Raw genomic sequence first — 16,841 nt, forward strand, 5'->3', positions numbered from 1 at the left:
AAGCGAATTTGTGATATTCTAACAAATTGTAAAAATTATTCATCTTTCCAAAAGGAGTGAGATTATGCAACATGTATTGTTGATCGGTGCTGGGACAATGGGCAAAGAACATGCTTTAGCCTATAATTCAATGAATCATGTTAAGCTAGCAGGCATCGTCGATCTAAACAAAGAGCGGGCTGAGAAAATCAGGTTATCAGAAGAAACTAGAGTTTTTCAATCGCTTGAGGAAGCGGTCAAAAGCCTTGAACACATTGATGTAATCGATATTTGCGTGCCTACTTTTTTACATAAACAATATGTTTTAAAAGCTGCAGATTATGGTATTAACGTTATTTGTGAAAAACCACTGGCCTATAATCTGGAAGATGCAAAAGAGATGATCGAATATTGCAACGTGAAACATGTGAAATTATTCGTTGGGCACGTAGTCCGGTTTTTCCCGCAATATAAAAAGGCTAGAGAACTGGTGAAAAGTGGATCAATTGGAGAAGTGGGAGTGGTTCGAACAAAGCGCGGGGGACACTTTCCCGAAGGATGGGACGATTGGTATGCTGATTTAAATAAAAGCGGCGGAGTCATCCTTGATTTAATCATCCATGATTTTGATTTTCTGCGCTGGACCTTAGGGGAAGTCGAAAGAGTATATGCAAAGGGACTTGCTGGACGCGAGGTTGGAAAACTGGATTATGCTTTAGTCACCTTACGATTTAAATCGGGGGTAATGGCCCATGTAGAAGGAACCTGGGCACATAATACCTTCTCCACACAATTTGAATTTGCTGGTAAAGGTGGAATTATAGAGTACGACAGTATAAAGGAAGAACCAGTTTTAATAGATGTTAAATCAAATGGTGAAGAACATGGCGGAGTAGCTGTTCCTCATAGTCCATTAAAGAAATCACCCTATTTCGTTGAACTTGAACACTTTTTAAAATGCCTGCAGGATGGACTGACCCCGATTGTAACAGCTGAAGATGCATATAAGGCAATGGAAATTTCCTATGCGGCCTTAAAGTCTTTAAAAACAGGACTCCCTGTTACTTTGGACAGTAAAGGAGATACCTTATCATGAAAATAGGAATTATCAGTTTTGCCCACCTTCATGCCTTTGATTATGCGGCTGCTTTACAAAGTATGGAAGGTGTAATGATTGCAGGAATTGCAGATGACAATGAGGAAAGAGGGAAAAAGTATGCTACTCAATTTGAAACAGCGTATTATCCTGATTTCCATGAACTATTGAATACAGATATTGATGCGGTTGTGATAACTTCGGAAAATAGCATGCATTATCAGCATGTGCTGGCAGCAGCTGAAGCGGGAAAACATATATTGTGTGAAAAACCGCTTGGTGTGAATAAAGAAGAAATGGAAGAAATGATTAAAGTTTGCAAGGACCATCATGTAATATTAGAAACAGCTTTTCCTGTAAGATTTAATGTCCCAGTTAAACAAGTTAAGGAACTCGTTGACCAAGGTCAGTTAGGAAAAATTCTAGCTATTAAAGGAACCAATAGGGGATCTAATCCGGGCGGCTGGTTTGTTGAAAAAGATAAATCCGGCGGCGGTGCTGTTCTAGATCATACAGTTCATGTAGTGGATATTATGAGATGGTACACCGGAGCCGAAGTAAAGGAAGTATACGCAGAAATCGGAACTAGCATGTTTAGCGATGTTCCGATCGATGACAGTGGAATTTTAACAATGGAATTTAGTAATGGTATGTTTGCAACATTAGACTGCAGCTGGTCGAGGAACAAGGCCTATCCCACCTGGGGGGATGTCACACTTGAAATTATTGGAACCAACGGTACGGTAAAAGTTGATGCTTTTGACCAGAAGGTGACCATGTATTCAAATCAAAGTGGTGCACAATGGGTAGGTTGGGGAGATGATATGAATGCTGGTCTACTTGAAGATTTTGTCGAAAGTATAAAACAAGGAAAAGCTCCACTTGTTTCTGGAGTCGACGGAATGAAAGCCGCTGAAGTGGCACTGGGAGCCTATCAATCATTTATGGATAAAAAACCAGTGAAGATTGGGTAAAATGTATTTATTAAGGGGAAATAAATCTCCGTTCTGTTTAAAATTTACTTTGACGTTATAAAGGAGAAAGACTTATGGCAAAGGTAGAAAAGGTAAACCCTTTATTAGTCATACAATCCGTATATAATTCACTTACGAAAACTGAACAAAAAGTAGCGGACTATATTCTGACACATCATGAAGAAGCGGTTTATTCGTCAGTGACCGATTTGGCAGAAAAAACAGAGGTCGGCGATACGACTGTGCTTCGATTTTGTAGAAAGCTAGGCTATAAAGGGTTTCAGGATTTTAAGTTAGCGATCGCTCAAAATCTAATGAATGATGATAAGCAAGTATACGGGAAAATAGATGAAAATGATTCAATTGAGGATATTTCAAAGAAAATTGCTATTCAATTTAATAGTAGCATCAATGATACCCAGTCTTTAAATCAACAAAGGGATATTGAAAAAGCTATAGAAAAAATAAACCTGGCTCAAAAAATCTATTTCTATGGTGTAGGTTCATCGGGATTTACTGCTTTAGATGGAAAGTACCGATTTATGAGACTGGGATATAACACAGAACATGTATCTGATTCTCATATTATGGCCATGACTGCTTCATTATTAGGACCGAATGATGTGGTGATTGCTATTTCCTCATCTGGCAGTACAAAAGATGTAATCGATGCCCTAAAAATTGCAGATGACAATGGAGCCTTTATCATTTGCATTACCAATCAGGCAAGATCACCAATTACTAAATATGCTGATATCAAACTACTCTCGGCCAATAAAGAATCTCCATTTGAAGGCGGAATTTTTTTATCTAAAATCGCACAACTTTTCTTATTAGATATCTTATCGACAAAGGCGGCATTAGGTTTAAAAGAACGCTCGACAAAAGCGATTAAGAATACGGCAGAGTCTGTTTTGGATAAGCTGTATTAATACCAAAAAACCCACCTAAAACCTATATGATTATAGGTGGGTTATTTTAATGTGCGGCGGGCAGTCGCACCTTACCTGTTTTGAAAGCGTTTTTATAAAATGTAAATGGAGGCGAAAATATGAGAGAGATTCCTGTTGTTGTTCAATTGTATACATTACGAGAATATTGTGAGAGGGATTTTATCGGCACTCTAAGAAAAGTTGCAGAGCTTGGCTATCATGGCGTGGAACTTGCCGGACTATATGGTCACTCCCCCCAAGAAATTCGAAATGTACTAGAAGAATTCGGATTGAAAGCGGCTTCAAGTCATGTGCCATTAGTGGAAATGAAACGGAATTTGTCCAAAGTAATTGAGGACCATCAAATTTTAGGCTGTGAGTACATTGTCTGTCCATATATTCTTGAAGCAGATCGAACCGAAGAAGGCTACCAATCTCTGATCAGTTTCTTGAAAAGTACCGGACCAGTTGTAACTGAAGCGGGGCTATCACTTGCTTACCACAATCATGATTTTGAATTGAGGACATTAGCAACAAGCGGTAAATCTGTTTTAGAAACAATTTATTCAGCTATCGGGGCAGAAAGTTTACAGGCTGAACTCGATATTTACTGGCTTCAAAGGGCTGGTGAAAATCCAGTTGAATGGATCGAAAAATATCGGGGTCGTACACCAATTGTTCATTTAAAAGATATGACGACTGACGAGGAACGAGCATTCGCTGAATTAGGTACAGGGGGAGTAGATATTGAGGCTGTACTGAATAAAGGTGAAGAAGCCGGTGTGAAATGGTGGGTGGTTGAACAGGATGTTTGCCGCCTGGATCCATTTGAAAGCATTGGAATCAGCTTGAATTACTTAAAAACTAAGCTTCCTTATTTAAATAAATAACTTGACGCTTGCAAAAAAAATGCAATTGGAGGAATTAAGAATATGAGTAAATTAAAAGTAGCGGTAGTTGGTTGTGGAAGTATTGCAAGATATCGTCATTTACCAGAGTATCAGTTAAATAAAAATGTAGAAATCGCAGCTGTATGTGATATTGTTCCGGAACGTGCGGAAGAAATGGCTGAAAAATATGGTGCGAAGGCGTTCACGGATTATCAAGAACTTTTAAAACTTGGAGAAGTAGATGTTATTAGTGTTTGCTTGCCAAACTACCTGCATGCACCAGTTTCAATTGACGCATTAAATGCAGGAAAACATGTATTGTGTGAAAAACCAATGGCTACTTCCAGTGAAGAAGCAGAAGCTATGATTGCCGCAGCTAAGGAAAACGGCAAAAAATTGATGATTGGTCATAACCAACGCTTTGTTGCTTCACACCAAAAAGCTAAAGAAATTATCAATAGCGGTAAACTTGGTAGAATTACCAGCTTTAAAACTACCTTTGGCCATGGCGGTCCAGAAGACTGGAGCATTGACGGAGCAGAAAGCTGGTTCTTCAAAAAAGAGCAAGCTTTCATTGGTGCGATGGGTGACCTTGGTGTTCATAAAGCCGACTTAATGCGTTATCTGCTTGGTGAATTTTCAGAGGTTGGAAGTTTCATTGAAACCAATGCGAAGAACTTCTCAGAGGTAGACGATAATGCCGTCTGTATTTTAAGAACAGTTGATGGCGTAATTGGAACGTTAGCTGCAAGCTGGGCTTATACTTCCAACAGCGCTGATAACTCTACCATCATCTATGGTGAAAAGGGAGTTTTAAAAATAGAAGCAGACCCTGAGTATTCCTTGATTGAACAATATCAAAATGGTGAAGTGATTTACCATAAATTAAGTAAAATTCAAACCAATGAAGATGGCGGACAAACAACTACCAATGTCATCGATCATTTTGTTGAAGCTATCTTAGAAGATAAGGAGCCGCTAATAACTGGAGAAGAAGGTAAAAAATCCTTAGAAATTATCTTGGCAGCGATTGAGTCTCAAGTATCCAAGAGAATTGTTTCTCTGTGATAGGTTAAATGCAAGAAAAAACTCACCGATTGACGAATTTAGACTTTCCTATAGCTGGACTAAGGGACAGACCCCCTGTCCCAATCCCAGATTCATTGTAAAATACAAGTTGGGCAATGGACCCGACCCGTTGTCCCAGCTTTGCTTCAAAAAAAGAAGGAGGGTTTTAGAGTGAAATTAGGAGTTTTTACAGTACTATTTTCTCAGATGTCATTTGAAGAAATGCTTAATCATGTAAAGGCATCCGGTCTTGATGCCATTGAAATTGGGACTGGAGGATATCCAGGAAATGCCCACTGCCCATTAGATGAGCTTTTAGCGGATGAACAAATGCGCATAGAATATTTAAAGGCGGTTACTTCCCGCGGATTAATCATCAGCGCGTTTAGTTGCCATGGCAATCCGATTTCTCCGGATAAGGAATTTGCAAAACAATCTGATGAAACTTTAAGAAAAACAATCAAATTAGCTTCATTGCTAGGTGTACCTGTAGTGAATTGCTTCTCTGGAACATCAGGTGATAGTGAAAATGCCACACAGCCTAACTGGCCAGTTGTAGCTTGGCCAACTGAATATGCCGATATTTTAACTTGGCAGTGGGAAAACAAACTGATTCCATACTGGAAGGAAATTGGTGAATTAGCACAGTCCCATAATGTTAAAATCGGACTAGAATTGCACGGTGGCTTCCTTGTTCATACACCATATACAATGTTGAAGCTTCGAGAGGAAACCTGTGATGCAATCGGGGCTAATCTTGATCCTTCCCATTTGTGGTGGCAAGGAATTGATCCTGTCGCAGCTATTAAAATACTTGGAAAAGCTGGAGCGATTCATCACTTCCATGCGAAAGATACTTATATCGACCAGGATAATGTCAATATGTATGGTTTAACTGATATGCAGCCATATGGTAATGTACAAACACGCGCTTGGACATTTAGAAGTGTCGGCTGTGGTCATGGCATGCAGGAATGGTCTAATATGCTGAGTGCACTACTTACTTATGGCTATGATTATGTGGTTAGCATTGAACATGAGGACCCATTAATGTCTATTGATGAAGGCTTTAATCGCGCAGTGAAAAACTTGAAGGATGTCTTAATCCGAGAAACACCTGCAGACATATGGTGGGTATAAGGGTTTAGGGAGGACATAATGACAAAAATTATATATAACCTAGCGATCGTTGGATATGGTGGTATGGGAACTTACCATGCCCGCTATATCCTGATAGACCATAAGCAAGTCAAGGTTTATGGTGTATATGACAGTAAACCTAATAGAAATGAAGCAGGTATGGAGGATGGCTATAAAGTTTTCGATAGTTTAGATGAATTACTTGCCGATGAGTTTGTCGATATTGTCTTAATTGCCACTCCGAACGATGTTCATAAGGAAATTGCCATAAAAGCAATTGCTGCCGGTAAGCATGTAGTTTGTGAAAAACCGGTTACGATTCATAGTGAAGAACTAATTGAAATCATGGATACTGTAAAGAATACGGATCAAGTCTTTATGGTTCACCAAAATCGCCGCTGGGATGAAGATTTTTTAACGATAAAAAGTATCTATGATAATCGAAAAATTGGTGAAGTATTCCACGTTGAATCAAGAGTCCATGGCGCTAATGGTATTCCAGGCGATTGGCGTCATTTAAAAGAGAATGGTGGAGGGATGTTACTTGATTGGGGCGTCCACCTTTTGGACCAGCTATTGTTTATGGTAGATAGCAATATTTCAAGTGTCTATGCAAACCTCAGCTATATTTTAGGCGATGAAGTCGATGATGGCTTTCAAACCATTATAACTTTTGAAAATGGAGCTAGAGCGTTAGTAGAAGTGGGTACAACCAACTTTATTAGTCTGCCTAGATGGTATGCTAAAGGGACTGAAGGGACTGCAGTTATTGAAGATTGGAGTAATAACGGTAAAATTATTATCCAAAATAGAGATGTAGTTGCCCCAGCACCAAAACCAATTAAAGCAGGCCAAGGCTTAACCAAAACCATGGCACCTCCAAGTGAGGAAGCGACCACTACCCATCCGCTTCCGGAACCAATTGAGTTGGATGAGCATTTCTATGATAATCTAGTATCAGTAATCGAGAAAAGACAAGAACCAATAGTAAAAAATGAAGAGGTATTGAGGTTATCGAAATTGATGGAAATCATTGTTGAATCTGCAGAAAAGAATGTGATTATTAAAGTTTCGTTATAAAAAATGGATAGTAGCTGCCTTTTAGGAGGTCTACTGTCCTCTTTTTGCGCAAAACATATGTTCAATCGAAGGTAACCACTTTAAAAGAAGGTTGTGCTGTGGTGGAAATAAAACATTTTGAAGTGTTGAGAGACGGAATGACCATCAGGGGAATGATGACAAAACCAGAAGGGGAGGGTCCGTTTCCAGCGGTTATATTTAATCATGGGTTTACCGGGCATAAAGGCGAATCTCATTTTATATTTAAAAAGCTGGCGGATGTATTGGCGGATAAGGGAATCGTTAGCTTTCGCTTTGATTTTATTGGCAACGGGGAAAGTGATGGTCAGTTAATCGACATGACGATGACATCTGAAGTGAAAGATTGCTTAGCCATTTTTGACTATGCTGTTAATTTCGAGTATGTCGATGCGAATTTTATGAATCTGCTTGGATTTAGTATGGGCGGGGCCGTTTCTATTTTAGCCGCTTCAATTTTACATGAGCAGGTAAAGAAACTCATTTTGCTAAGTCCAGCAGCGAATATGCAGGATGTTTTATCAAGAAAATTATATGGGGAAGCATTACTCCATTACATCGAAACGGGAGCCATTGATCTCGGCGGCAATGTGGTCGGAAAATCCTTACTCGAGGATGTGTTCGGACTCAATATTTATGAGGCAGCAAAGCAGGTTACCGCCGAAGTGCAGTTGATTCATGGCACACATGATGATGCTGTCCCGCCTCTTGTTTCATGGAGACTGGCCGAAATTTTTGCAGAAAAGGGCTCTCTCCATTGGATTCATGGAAGTGACCATTGCTACACCTCTGCACGTTATGAGACAGAAGTGATTGATGTAGTGAAGAACTTCTTTGGGTAGGGGCAATATCTGCGATACTAACGTTATACGAGATAAATTGAGTATTGGATATCCTAATGTTTTATTAGGATATCCTTTTTTATTGGAGCTCAATTAATGTATTTAATGGGAAACATCAAATCTTATTTTATCACAATCGTGGTATCTGACCGTGGCATAACCAATCTTAATGAGGGGAAAATATTGAGTAGGTTAGCTGTTCAAAAATCCGTCAAATCATTTCAAACAAATTGTGAACTTAACACTATCTCCATGTTGTTAATGTTTAAAATCAACTATAGTGTAAATATAAAGAGTAAGCAAATTTTGAAAGGCGGAATGACATATGTTTAATAAATTTTTAAGAGAAAGTAATGTCGCAACAGTTATTTTGACTGTTATTCGTTTATATCTTGGTTACGCATGGTTCACTGCAGGTCTAGGAAAACTACAGAGTGGTGCATTTGATGCTTCTGGATTCTTAAAAGGAGCAATCGCAAATCCAGTTAAAGGTCTAGACGGCAACATTGTTTATGGCTGGTATGTTAACTTCCTAGAAAGCTTTGCATTACCAAATATTGATGTCTTCAACCACATTGTACCTTGGGGTGAAACGTTAATCGGTTTAGGCCTTATTCTTGGATGTTTAACAACAGCAGCAATATTCTTTGGCTTAGTCATGAACTTCAGCTTCTTCTTAGCAGGAACTGTTTCTCATAACCCAACAGATATTTTCTTAGGCTTCATTATCTTAACAGCAGGATACAACGCAGGCAGATACGGCTTAGATCGCTGGGTGGTACCATTCATCCGCAGAACATTTGGAAGAGATAAGGCTAGAGCTACTGCATAAATTGATTTATCTAAAGACGATTCGTCCCTGCGAATCGTCTTTAATCTTTTTCCCCCTAAAAAAGGGATTGGTACTGGGGATGTTGAATTATTAATTTGTGAAATGGAATATAGTAAGGAGAATCTTGTTTGATGAAAATACCTCGTGATTTTCAAGAAAAAATTATCAACGCCTTTGGCTTCGATGGGAAGCTTTGGTTAGAAACATTGGAGGATACTGTCCAAATTTATTTACAAAAATGGAATCTTACCAGTGATGGCCCTGTTGAGAATCTCTCTTATAATTATGTAATTAAGGTAAACACTTCAGAGGGAACCCGGTTGATTTTAAAGCTCGGTGTGCCCAATTTTGATACGCGAAATGAGATAGTAACCCTGCAGGCGTATGATGGAAATAGCTGTGCCAAACTGCTGAAGACTGATCCGGAGAATGGTGTGATGCTGTTAGAGCGGCTCATTCCTGGAAGGATGCTTTCAGAAGAAAAGGATGAAATGCTTGTTGTGGAAACATTTATAAAAGTATGGAAAGAGATTCGCAGACCTGTACCTAATGGAACATCAACACCATCACTCATACACTGGTTCGCGGGGCTGCCGCGCTATCGGAAAAACTTTCCCCATGGACCGATTTCCCATGATCATGTTCTGTTAGCAGAGGATTTTTTCAAGTATATCGAGGATACATCAGCTGGACCAGAGCTGCTTCACGGTGATTTACATCATGAAAATATTTTGTATTCCAAGCAGCAGGGGTGGATGGCGATTGATCCAAAAGGAGTCGCAGGTGATTCATACTTTGATGTGGTATCCTTTTTGGTGAATCAGCTAGAGTCAAAAACTGATCCAAAAAGCATCCTGAAACTCCGAGTGGATACAATCAGTAATCAGCTAGGGCTAGACCGGCAACGCTTGTTAAAAGCAGCAGTGGCTTTAGGGACACTTTATGCTTGCTGGGGGATAGAGGACCAGGCGGATTGGGAAACCACCTATCAATGTGTGAAATGGTTCATTGAGTTTCTAGAATAGCGGTATATAAAAAAGACGATTCAACCTCCGAATACTCTTTTTGCATTCAATAAATACAGAATGATATGAGCTATTCCTAAATAGAATGGAGTAATGATAACTCAATTTAGGAATGGTGGTAATGGAATGGATAAAATAACGATTGACCCTTTTATTCATGTACGTATGGTGAAAAGTTTTGAATACGATCCTAAAGGAAAGAAAATTAGCTTTATTTCTGATTTTACGGGGTTACCACAGGTATGGGAGCTTGACCGAGAGGCTAGGTGGCCTGCCCAAACGTCTTTTACCAAGAAAGGAATCACCTTTATTAAATATATTGCCAGCACATCGGATCTTATTATTGGGATGGACGTGGATGGAAATGAAAAGGAGCAATTGTACTTAATAAAAGAGGACGGCGAAAAAGTACCGCTGACCAACTCCCCTGAACATATTCATTTGTTTGGTGACAGCTCTCCCGATGGGAAATGGATTGCATGGTCCAGCAACCGCCGAAGTCAACATTCTTTAGATGTTTATATTCAAAATCTGGAGACATTGGAAATCCAACTTGTGTTTGCGGCCGAAGGGACGTATTTAGTTGAAAAATGGTTTCCAGATGGAAAATCACTATTGATTAAAAAAGCAAACTCGCCCCTTGATCATGATTTAGGGGTATTTTCACTTTTAACTGGAAAAATGGACTGGATTACAGTGCATAAGGGGGAAGCTAGCTATAAAGATATTCATTTTAATAAGGATGGGGATCATATCTACCTATTAACGAATCAGGACAGAGAATTCTTTGGACTCGGATTCATTCACATAGCCAGTAAACAATTGACTTGGCTGGAGCAGGGAGAGTGGGATCTTGAAGACCTGGTTTTGAATAAGGATAAAAATAAATTAGCTTTCTCCATGAACGAAGGAGGAATATCGAAGGGCTATCTGGTAGACCTGGTTCAAAGTATGCTGTATACATGGGAGACTCCAATGGGAGTGATTAGCAATCTTAGATTTACACCTGATCAACTAAAGGTGGGGTTTGTCTTAAATGGACCTGCGCATCCCTCTGATATCTGGGAGGTTGAATTTAACACCCTCCAAGCCAAGCGGGTTACGTACATCTCACGTGCTCCAATCCTGGAGGAAAAATTAGTTGAGCCTGAGATCATATCGTTTCCATCGTTTGACCAACGTCTGATACCTGCTTTTTACTTTAAGCCTAATCATAGAGACGAGGGATCCCCACTTGTAGTCTATATTCATGGAGGACCCGAAAGTCAAACTCGTGCTGTCTACAGCCCTTTTTTACAATATTTTTTAACCCAAGGTTATGCGGTGGCTGCTCCCAATATCCGCGGAAGTACGGGTTATGGAAAAACATACACTCACCTTGATGATGGCCGCAACCGAATGGACGCCCTGAAGGATGTCATCTATCTAGTGGAATGGCTTAAAAAAACAGGGGAGATTAATCCGGAGAAAATAGCGATTGTAGGTGGCAGCTATGGTGGATTTATTGTGCTTGCTGCACTCAGCCACTATCCAAAATTATGGGCAGCTGGTATCGATATTGTGGGAATGTCCAGCCTTCGAACATTCTTACAAACAACAAGCCCTTGGCGGAAAAAACTGCGGGAAGCAGAATATGGAACGATTGAAAAAGATGGAGATTACTTTGACCAAATTGACCCGTTGAATCATGCTGATAAAATTACCGCCCCATTAATGGTTATTCATGGTGTAAATGATCCGCGAGTCTCCATTCAAGAATCCGAGCAGATGGTCATTAAACTAAAGGATCGGAACCATCCTGTTACATTTATTCGTATCGAAGAGGAAGGACATTCGATGGTAAAATTAAAAAATAAACTAAATTCGTATTCGATGATGGCTGAATTTCTTGAAAAATACCTAGGGCCAAACTAATTACCGAAAGCATGGCGGACTGCTTGGCTTTTTTGTTTGGCTAATAGGATAGGATAATAGTAGGATTTTTTGTTTTTTCTAAACAGAACAAATGTTTTAATGTAAGATAAGAAGAGTTACTATCGAAATAGGGGTGTAATCAACATTGAATGGTACAGCACATGCAGCAATTGGCGCTGCAACAGGATTCATCGTTGCCAACACGTTTCAAGCCTCTCCATCAGAGACCGCCTTGTTTGTCGGATTAGGAGCAGTTTCGGGATTAATGCCTGATCTTGATATTGATGGAAAGCTTCGCGGAAAAATCACCTTGTCTCATAAGTTGATTCAAATGGCAGCTCAGTTGATTGGGATATTGATGATTTTTTATAGCTTTTATGAAGGCAGTGCAAGAGAGAAATGGCTTGGCCTCGGGATTGGCTTAGGGATTATGGTGGTTGCGGGGTTTATCAAACAAAAGCATATGTTAACGATCACAGGAATTGGTGTACTGATGGGAGGCATCTCTTTAGCGGAAATATGGCTAATCCTGCTTGGGGTTTATATCATAATCGCGTCCTTGTCTTCGCACCGGAGCTATACCCATTCCATCTTGGGCGTCATATTCTTTGGGGTAATTGCTTCGAAATTTGAAGTATCCGTCGGAATCGAGGGAGTTTTCTATTGCTGCCTTGGTGGATACATCAGTCATTTGATAGCCGACCTAAAAATACTACCATTTAATAAACGGGGGATTAAGCTACTTTTACCTGTTTCAAAGATAGAATTATAGAATCGGTCCTAGTCACCGCATCTAACTTGTCTAGAGTGACCGAGAGAGAAGAAAAATTCCGGTAAAAATCTCCCTCGAATATTATAACCTAATTGTCTTTTTTTGGGGAAATCACCGAGATATAGTAGAATTATCTGGTATAATTTTAATGAAAATACTTGGATACATAGTTAGGGGAGAGAAGGTTGGAAGGGTTTTTTGGATTTGCAATAAATATTATCATTACGATTTATTTAGCTATTGATTCCAAAAAGTATGGCAAAAGCCCTGTTCTTTGGGGGATTTTAGGTTTCGTTTTTGGTGCCATTGCTTTAGGAATCTATTTAATTAAGACAGATCGCAAGGTGATCGGTTGGATAGTTACCATTTTAAGTATTATTGGTTATTTAGCTTTCATCCTACTAGTAGGTTTAGCGATTTTAGTTGCAATGGTTGGATTCTCATGATTTTTAAAAAAGGAAGGGGAATCCCCTTCCTTTTTACATTCATGACCTAGCCGCAACAATGAATTTCCACTTGTCCTATTTTTTATATTAGAAACCATCGAAAAGGAAATCAATAGCAACCTATTTAATGCTTGGTTACAGCACACTAGATGATTAAATAATCCAGATTGCTTATTCGGCCTTCTCTAAATTCTCCTGGAGAAAAACCAGTTATTTTTCGAAAGACTTTATTGAAATAGTTTGCATTTTCATATCCTGTTTTAGCGGCGATGTCTTTTATCGATAAATCGGAATGAAGAAGCATTTCCGAAGCTTTCTTTATTCGGACTCTCGTTAAGTATTTAGACGGCGTCGTATTTGTGTACTTCCGAAATTGTTTAATGAAGTAATAACTTGATAGCCCAGCTATGGCCGCCATTTTTTCAACGGAAATGTATTCCCCATATTGTTGTTGAATAAAGGTAATTACCTGCGAAATGGGTTCAGGCAATTCTTGATTGGTAGTATTCAGGTTTTTCGTGAAACGATAGCATTCCATGATAAATTCGTAGGCTCTAGCCGATGAAAGATAAGCATCGATTATTTTTTGTTCTTTTGTTTCTTGCAGGAGGCTGTGCAATAGCTGAATGAGATTTGCTTCGGGAGGAATATTTACAGTCCCGCCGGCATGATCATGAATAAAGTTCCAGCAGGAAGTGGCGGCACTTCCTATTAATGTAATATAAATAAATTCCCAGCTTTCACTGCTTTCGGGAAGAAAGTAGCAATGCTGACTAGGTAACTGGACGAAAAATGCATCACCCTGATGTAATGAATACAGCTTATCCTTGAAGGTAATTGCACCTTGACCGGAGAGAGTATATTGAAAAACATATTTTTCTACCCCTTGAATATCCTTTCTTATCATCCCATCCCAATGATAATCTATAGAAGTTTGAAGCTCCAATCCCATCGAAAAAATATTTGCTACATTATTATCGGGCATATCCTGAAAACAGAACCCATAATTACCATATTTTTCACTAGACAATATTTTACCCTCCATTCGCAAGTTATTACCATTGTAGGAAAAATGTAAGCGTTATAATATGAGTATAGCAGGTTTTTCTTTATTTTAAATGGTCGAATAGTCAAAACGATTTATGACAATTTTTTTTTCAGGAGGGTAATAATCATGTCAAAAATCACGTTTATAGGCGCAGGAAGTACGGTTTTTGCAAAAAATGTCCTTGGGGACTGCCTGATGGTACCAGCCCTTGATGGGTTTGAGTTCGCTTTATTTGATATTGACGAGAAACGCTTAAAAGAATCGGAGGCCATGCTTGCGAATTTGAGAAATCGTTATAACAAAAGTATTCATATTAAAGCCTATTTGGACAGAAAGGAAGCATTACGAGGAGCTAAATATGTGATAAATGCCATTCAAGTTGGCGGCTATAAACCAAGTACAGTCATTGATTTTGAAATACCGAAAAAATATGGACTCCGCCAGACGATTGCGGATACGATTGGAATCGGCGGGATTTTTCGCGCATTACGCACCATACCTGTTTTGTTTGACTTTGCAAAGGATATCGAGGAAGTTTGCCCGGATGCTTTGTTCATAAATTATACGAATCCGATGGCTTCTTTAACTGGTGCGATGCTTCGCTATACAAACGTGAAAACAGTTGGATTATGCCATAGTGTCCAAGTCTGTACAAAGGTGCTATTCGAATCATTGGGAATGGAGCATGAAGGCATTTCAGAGAAAATAGCTGGTATTAACCATATGGCTTGGCTACTTGAAGTGAAAAAGGATGGAAAAGATTTGTATCCTGAAATTAAACTACGGGCTAAGCAGAAGCAGATGTCTAAGCATCATGACAAGGTCCGGTTTGAGTTAATGGACAAATTCGGGTTTTATGTGACTGAATCTTCAGAACATAATGCGGAATATCATCCTTATTTCATTAAACGTCAATATCCGGATTTAATTGAAAAGTTCAATATCCCGCTTGATGAATATCCGAGACGCTGTGAAAATCAAATTCGCGGCTGGGATGGAATGCGTGAAGAACTAACAAGGAATTCAAATCTTTCTCATGACCGTTCAAGTGAATATGGTTCAAGAATTATTGAATCCATGGAGAGCAATATTCCATTTAAGTTCGGCGGCAATGTCTTGAATACGGGCGGCTTAATTAGTAATCTTCCTCGGAAGGCAGTGGTAGAGGTCCCGTGTGTTTCAGACCGCAGCGGAATAACACCATGCTATATGGGTGAGCTTCCTGAACAGCTTGCTGCATTAAACCGAACCAATATCAATACCCAGCTATTGACCATCGAAGCTGCGGTTACGAGGAAAAAAGAGCATATTTACCAGGCAGCCATGTTGGATCCACATACAGCAGCGGAATTATCATTAGATGATATTGTTTCATTGTGTGATGACTTAATAGAAGCACATGGAGATTGGCTGCCAGTGTTTAGTTAATAGAAAATAGTTCAACCAAATTGATAAGTTGGAATGAAGGAAAAACGTATCACATATCTTGATCTGACCCAATAAAGTTAGACAAATATCAATAATTAGTAGCTTTGACTGTTTTATTCATAGTTTTTTCAAAAAGGAAGGGGATTCCCCTTCCTTTTTTGTAAGAAAAGAAAGTATAAGTTTTTGAACTTAGATTACTGTCCAGGGCGCTTGCCTTTTCTTTTCAATCGATTACCTAGTAGCAACAATCGATTTTCTTTTATACAACCAAGACCCAATCAAAAAGGCAACAATACCCCAAATGACCATGATTCCAATTCCAAACCAAAGTGAACTTGAAAACACACCCGTTTCATACACCATGCTGTCTCTCAAGCCTTCAGCAAAATACGTGAGCGGCAATAGATTGGACACTGGCTGGAGCCAATCCGGCATCGTTTCAACCGGAAAGAATACTCCGCTTAAAAACATCATGAGGAAGCTGACAATATTTGCAACTCCCATATAAGCATTTTGCGTATAACTAAAGGAAGAAATGAAGTACCCTAGGGCATTAAAGGATAGAGCGCCAATTAAAAAGACAATCAGCAGGCTAAATATATTAATGTAGAGATTGGCACCAAAGATAAACACCCCAATGAGTGATAAAAGTAAAATCTGAATGACACTGAATAACAGGCGCATGACCATATCACTTAGACCAAAGATGCTCATATTGGCAGGTGTCATTCGCAGTCGCTTGAGCAATCCCTTGCGGCGCATTTCCACTAAATCAACCATTCCGAACAATCCACCTTGAGCAATGGATAAAGCAATCATCCCAGTTAACAGAAAATCTGTATAATCTAATTCGTTACTTCCGCTTGTAATTGATTCGAGTTCAATATTAAAGGTAGGTGCTGCCCCGACCGCAGCTAAGTTTGCCTGCTGAACAATCTTATCTAGAATGGCTGATAGTGCTTGCGTGGTGACTCCTCGTTCGTCTTCTTTGTTGATGACTAATCCGAATGTAGTGTCTTCAGCAGATCCAGGTAAGATGATCGCTGCATCCACTTCTTTGTCTGTCACCCATTGTTCGGCTGTTTCTCGGCTAACGGGTTTACCTGATTTGACATCCAAGATAGAAAGTTGAGTGATTTGTGCTAGCAGCATGTCAGAGGTCGGATTCGGATTTTCCGCGGCGACAATTGCAATTTCAGCTTGGAATTCATCATCTGAGCTGCCGCTAAAGATCACCATGAAAATGACCATTAAGATGACAGGGAAAAATATCCCCCAAAACCATGCTTGTTTTTCACGAAGGGTCAGTTTTAATTGCGCCATGAACATTTTTTTGAACTGTTTTGACTTATTCAAG

At 39.4% G+C, this 16,841-nt stretch carries 16 protein-coding genes; 14 read left to right on the forward strand and 2 right to left on the reverse strand.

The features are described 5' to 3' along the window. Nucleotides 1-64 precede the first annotated feature (64 nt). The 13 genes from BLR86_RS13145 (at nt 65) to BLR86_RS13210 (ending at nt 13,008) form a co-directional block, all read left to right on the forward strand. Complete coding sequence (locus BLR86_RS13145; RefSeq protein ID WP_090762107.1) at nt 65-1,075, forward strand: Gfo/Idh/MocA family protein; 1,011 nt, start codon at nt 65-67, stop codon at nt 1,073-1,075. After that, a complete protein-coding gene (locus BLR86_RS13150; protein WP_090762109.1) occupies nt 1,072-2,049 on the forward strand; it encodes a Gfo/Idh/MocA family protein in 978 nt (325 codons plus the stop codon). The genes BLR86_RS13145 and BLR86_RS13150 overlap by 4 nt, the downstream gene beginning before the upstream one ends. Before the next feature lie 74 nt (nt 2,050-2,123). Further along, nucleotides 2,124-2,981 (forward strand): MurR/RpiR family transcriptional regulator, encoded by an 858-nt coding sequence (locus BLR86_RS13155; RefSeq protein ID WP_090762111.1) that lies wholly within the window; start codon nt 2,124-2,126, stop codon nt 2,979-2,981. A 119-nt stretch (nt 2,982-3,100) separates the two neighbouring features. Beyond that, nucleotides 3,101-3,871 carry a sugar phosphate isomerase/epimerase family protein gene (locus tag BLR86_RS13160; protein ID WP_090762113.1) on the forward strand — a complete coding sequence of 257 codons (771 nt, stop codon included), beginning with the start codon at nt 3,101-3,103 and terminating at the stop codon, nt 3,869-3,871. Nucleotides 3,872-3,913: 42 nt separating this feature from the next. Then, on the forward strand, nt 3,914-4,939 hold the full coding sequence (locus BLR86_RS13165) for a Gfo/Idh/MocA family protein (protein WP_090762115.1): 1,026 nt from the start codon (nt 3,914-3,916) through the stop codon (nt 4,937-4,939). A 171-nt stretch (nt 4,940-5,110) separates the two neighbouring features. Next, nucleotides 5,111-6,079 (forward strand): sugar phosphate isomerase/epimerase family protein, encoded by a 969-nt coding sequence (locus tag BLR86_RS13170; RefSeq protein ID WP_090762117.1) that lies wholly within the window; start codon nt 5,111-5,113, stop codon nt 6,077-6,079. 18 nt (nt 6,080-6,097) lie between these two features. Beyond that, entirely contained in the window at nt 6,098-7,159 is a 1,062-nt protein-coding gene (locus tag BLR86_RS13175) for a Gfo/Idh/MocA family protein (RefSeq protein WP_090762119.1), read from the forward strand. A 44-nt stretch (nt 7,160-7,203) separates the two neighbouring features. Continuing rightward, nucleotides 7,204-8,019, forward strand: a complete 816-nt coding sequence (locus BLR86_RS13180) for an alpha/beta hydrolase (RefSeq protein WP_090762121.1) — start codon at nt 7,204-7,206, stop codon at nt 8,017-8,019. A gap of 325 nt (nt 8,020-8,344) precedes the next feature. Further along, entirely contained in the window at nt 8,345-8,851 is a 507-nt protein-coding gene (locus tag BLR86_RS13190; RefSeq protein ID WP_090762126.1) for a DoxX family protein, read from the forward strand. 131 nt (nt 8,852-8,982) lie between these two features. Next, complete coding sequence (locus BLR86_RS13195) at nt 8,983-9,876, forward strand: aminoglycoside phosphotransferase family protein (protein ID WP_090762128.1); 894 nt, start codon at nt 8,983-8,985, stop codon at nt 9,874-9,876. Nucleotides 9,877-10,002: 126 nt separating this feature from the next. Then, the gene (locus tag BLR86_RS13200; protein WP_090762130.1) at nt 10,003-11,790 is read left to right on the forward strand and encodes a S9 family peptidase; all 1,788 of its coding nucleotides are present in this window, start codon (nt 10,003-10,005) and stop codon (nt 11,788-11,790) included. A gap of 145 nt (nt 11,791-11,935) precedes the next feature. Beyond that, complete coding sequence (locus tag BLR86_RS13205) at nt 11,936-12,562, forward strand: metal-dependent hydrolase (protein WP_090762132.1); 627 nt, start codon at nt 11,936-11,938, stop codon at nt 12,560-12,562. A gap of 185 nt (nt 12,563-12,747) precedes the next feature. Continuing rightward, the gene (locus BLR86_RS13210; protein ID WP_090762134.1) at nt 12,748-13,008 is read left to right on the forward strand and encodes a hypothetical protein; all 261 of its coding nucleotides are present in this window, start codon (nt 12,748-12,750) and stop codon (nt 13,006-13,008) included. Between the two features lie 145 nt (nt 13,009-13,153). Here BLR86_RS13210 and BLR86_RS13215 read toward each other — a convergent pair whose 3' ends face one another. Then, a complete protein-coding gene (locus BLR86_RS13215) occupies nt 13,154-14,038 on the reverse strand; it encodes an AraC family transcriptional regulator (RefSeq protein ID WP_254782324.1) in 885 nt (294 codons plus the stop codon). A gap of 144 nt (nt 14,039-14,182) precedes the next feature. On the opposite strand from BLR86_RS13215, the gene BLR86_RS13220 reads away from it, so the two are divergent. Beyond that, nucleotides 14,183-15,484, forward strand: coding sequence for an alpha-glucosidase/alpha-galactosidase (locus tag BLR86_RS13220; protein WP_090762138.1), 1,302 nt, complete (start codon nt 14,183-14,185; stop codon nt 15,482-15,484). A gap of 231 nt (nt 15,485-15,715) precedes the next feature. On the opposite strand, the gene BLR86_RS13225 is transcribed toward BLR86_RS13220, so the two are convergent. After that, on the reverse strand, nt 15,716-16,840 hold the full coding sequence (locus BLR86_RS13225; protein WP_254782325.1) for an ABC transporter permease: 1,125 nt from the start codon (nt 16,838-16,840) through the stop codon (nt 15,716-15,718). Nucleotide 16,841: the final 1 nt, after the last annotated feature.

Origin of the sequence: Bacillus sp. OK048 (assembly GCF_900103525.1) — a bacterium.
GTDB lineage: Bacteria > Bacillota > Bacilli > Bacillales > Cytobacillaceae > Neobacillus.

Bases quoted from the DNA above. Each gene is read 5' to 3' on its own strand.
- BLR86_RS13190 (WP_090762126.1), top strand. From the start codon at position 8,345: ATGTTTAATAAATTTTTAAGAGAAAGTAATGTCGCAACAGTTATTTTG.
- BLR86_RS13220 (WP_090762138.1), top strand. From the start codon at position 14,183: ATGTCAAAAATCACGTTTATAGGCGCAGGAAGTACGGTTTTTGCAAAA.
- BLR86_RS13195 (WP_090762128.1), top strand. From the start codon at position 8,983: ATGAAAATACCTCGTGATTTTCAAGAAAAAATTATCAACGCCTTTGGC.
- BLR86_RS13160 (WP_090762113.1), top strand. From the start codon at position 3,101: ATGAGAGAGATTCCTGTTGTTGTTCAATTGTATACATTACGAGAATAT.
- BLR86_RS13155 (WP_090762111.1), top strand. From the start codon at position 2,124: ATGGCAAAGGTAGAAAAGGTAAACCCTTTATTAGTCATACAATCCGTA.
- BLR86_RS13165 (WP_090762115.1), top strand. From the start codon at position 3,914: ATGAGTAAATTAAAAGTAGCGGTAGTTGGTTGTGGAAGTATTGCAAGA.
- BLR86_RS13145 (WP_090762107.1), top strand. From the start codon at position 65: ATGCAACATGTATTGTTGATCGGTGCTGGGACAATGGGCAAAGAACAT.
- BLR86_RS13150 (WP_090762109.1), top strand. From the start codon at position 1,072: ATGAAAATAGGAATTATCAGTTTTGCCCACCTTCATGCCTTTGATTAT.
- BLR86_RS13200 (WP_090762130.1), top strand. From the start codon at position 10,003: ATGGATAAAATAACGATTGACCCTTTTATTCATGTACGTATGGTGAAA.
- BLR86_RS13175 (WP_090762119.1), top strand. From the start codon at position 6,098: ATGACAAAAATTATATATAACCTAGCGATCGTTGGATATGGTGGTATG.